The sequence below is a fragment of the Saccharomonospora iraqiensis subsp. iraqiensis genome (assembly GCF_000430445.1).
Lineage (GTDB): Bacteria > Actinomycetota > Actinomycetes > Mycobacteriales > Pseudonocardiaceae > Saccharomonospora > Saccharomonospora iraqiensis.
The window spans coordinates 31968-34415 of record NZ_KE387067.1; the positions used below are offsets into that span (position 1 = coordinate 31968).

3 protein-coding genes and 1 pseudogene are annotated in these 2448 nt (G+C 70.5%); all 4 read right to left on the reverse strand.

Features of this window, described 5'->3' with window-relative positions:
- A partial coding sequence (hypE, locus tag ACTIR_RS22045; RefSeq protein ID WP_034238728.1) for a hydrogenase expression/formation protein HypE occupies positions 1-760 on the reverse strand: 760 nt, incomplete at its 3' end.
- Positions 757-1953 (reverse strand): hydrogenase formation protein HypD, encoded by a 1197-nt coding sequence (gene hypD / locus ACTIR_RS0106700; RefSeq protein WP_026453683.1) that lies wholly within the window; start codon positions 1951-1953, stop codon positions 757-759. The genes hypD and hypE, both read right to left, overlap by 4 nt.
- 11 nt (positions 1954-1964) lie before the next feature.
- Positions 1965-2237, reverse strand: a complete 273-nt coding sequence (locus ACTIR_RS0106705; RefSeq protein ID WP_007024162.1) for a HypC/HybG/HupF family hydrogenase formation chaperone — start codon at positions 2235-2237, stop codon at positions 1965-1967.
- Positions 2215-2448 (reverse strand): annotated as a pseudogene (locus ACTIR_RS0106710) (hydrogenase maturation protease); the annotation flags it as partial. The pseudogene ACTIR_RS0106710 and the gene ACTIR_RS0106705, both read right to left, overlap by 23 nt.

Genomic DNA, 2448 nt, shown 5'->3' on the forward strand with positions numbered 1-2448 from the left:
GGGCGACCTCGTTGAGCACCGTCGCCACCCCGCCCCGCGTCGCGTCCCGCATGGCCCGCACGCCGGGCACCTCCAGCAGCCGGGCGCACAGCCCGTGCACCGGCGCGGTGTCGGAGGTCAGCCGGTCGGGCTCGATGTCCAGTTCGCCGCGGGCCAGCAGCACCGTGATGCCGTGGTCGCCGACCGGCCCGGAGACGATCACCGCGTCGCCGGGGCGCGCGGTGTGAATGCCGAGGGCGCGGTCGGGCGGGAGGAAACCGACGCCGGTGGTGTTGATGTAGCAGCCGTCGCCGCTGCCCTTGCCGACCACCTTGGTGTCCCCGGTGACGAGCTGCACGTTCGCCGCCCGGGCGGCCCGGGTCATCGACTCGACGATCCGGCGCAGGTCCGCGACCGGGAATCCCTCCTCCAGGATGAACCCGCAGGAGAGGTAGGACGGGGTGGCACCGGAGACGGCGAGGTCGTTGACCGTGCCGTTCACCGCGAGGTCGCCGATGTCGCCGCCGGGGAAGAACAGCGGCGACACCACGAACGAGTCCGTGGTCATCGCCAGCCGGGTGCCGCCGAGCACCACGTCGGCGGCGTCGCCGAGCGGTTCCAGCATCGCGTTGCGGAAGGAGTCCAGGAACACCGCCTCGACCAGTGTCTGGCTCGCCTTGCCGCCGGCGCCGTGCGCGGCGGTGATCCGTTCCTCCCGCATCTTCGGCTTGCGCCTGCGGGCCTTGTCGATGCGGTCCAGTACCTCGTCCTCGGTCCTCATCCCCGGCCCCCCGTGGTCGCCGTGGTCGTGGTCGCCGGTGTCACCGCGGTCTCCGGTGTCGCCGCGGACGGGGCCGTGGCGCCCCGGATACGCTCCCGGGTGAACCGGCCGAAGTTGTAGTAGGCCGCGCAGGCGCCCTCCGGCGAGACCATGCAGGTGCCGATCGGCGTCTCCGGGGTGCAGGCGGTGCCGAACACCTTGCACTCCCACGGCTTCAGCACGCCCTTGAGCACCTCGCCGCACTGGCACGCCTTCGGGTCGGCCACCCGCACGCCGGGCAGGTCGAAGATCCGCTCGGCGTCGAACCGGGCGTATTCGTCCCGCAGCCGCATCGCCGAGTGTGAGATGAAGCCCAGCCCGCGCCACTCGAAGTACGGCCGCAGCCGCATCGTGCGGTTGATCGCCTCCAGGGCCACCGGGTTGCCCTGCCACGGCACGACCCGGGAGTACTGGTTCTCCACCGCGCAGCGGCCCTCGGCGAGCTGGAGCATCAGCTGGTGCACCGACTGCAGCAGGTCCAGCGGTTCGAACCCGGCGACCACGAGCGGCTTGCCGTACTCGGCGGGGATGAACTCGTACGGCCGGCAGCCGATCACCGTGGAGACGTGCCCCGGCCCGAGGAAGCCGTCCAGCCGCAGGTCGGGGGAGTCCAGGATCGCCTTGATGCCGGGGACGATGGTGACGTGGTTGCAGAACACGGAGAAGTTGTCCAGGCCCTCCTCCTCGGCGCGCAGCAGGGTCATCGCCGTCGACGGGGCCGTGGTCTCGAAGCCGATCGCCATGAACACCACGTGCTTGTCCGGGTTCTGCCGCGCGATCTTCAGCGAGTCGAGCGGGGAGTACACCATGCGGATGTCGGTGCCCTCGGCGTTCGAGTCGAAGAAGGTGTTGTCGCTGCCCGGCACCCGCATCATGTCGCCGAACGAGGTCATGATGACGTCCGGGCGGGAGGCGATGTGGATGGCGTCGTCGACCCGGCCCATCGGGATGACGCACACCGGGCAGCCCGGTCCGTGCACCAGCGACACCTGCTCGGGCAGGTGGTCGGCGATGCCGTGCTTGTAGATCGTGTGCGTGTGCCCGCCGCACACCTCCATGAACTGGTACCCGCGGCCCGGTTCGCACAGTTCGGCGATCCGGGCGCCCAGCGCCCGCGCGGTGTCCGCGTCGCGGTACTCGTCGACAAATCGCATCCTCGCCGCCCTCACTCGATCATCGATTGACTCAGTGCGTCGATCTCGTCGGTGTAGGCCTGCCCGAGCTCTTCGAGATAGCGCGACACCGCCGCGGCCTCTTCTTCGTCGATTTTGGACAGTGCGAAACCGACGTGGATGAGAACCCAGTCGCCCGGGCGGGGTGGGTCGGCCTCCAGCAGCCCCACGTTGATCGCCCGGCGCACACCGCTGACGTTGACCCGCGCCAGGTCGGGACGGTCCGGGAGGATCTCGACGATCTCACCCGGAATGCCGAGACACATCGGCACCACCTCTCTCCACGGCGATGTCGACGAGTTCGACCACCCGCCACACCGCGTCCTCCACTGCCGCTTCCACGGGCTCGGAGAGCCCGATCCCCTCCGTCACGTCCTGCGGCTCGCAGCCCACGACGAGCACCCGGCCCGGGGTGCCGCCCAACGTCCGCAGCAGTGCCAGCACCGAGGCCGGGTCCATGCCGTGCGCGTCCGGGAC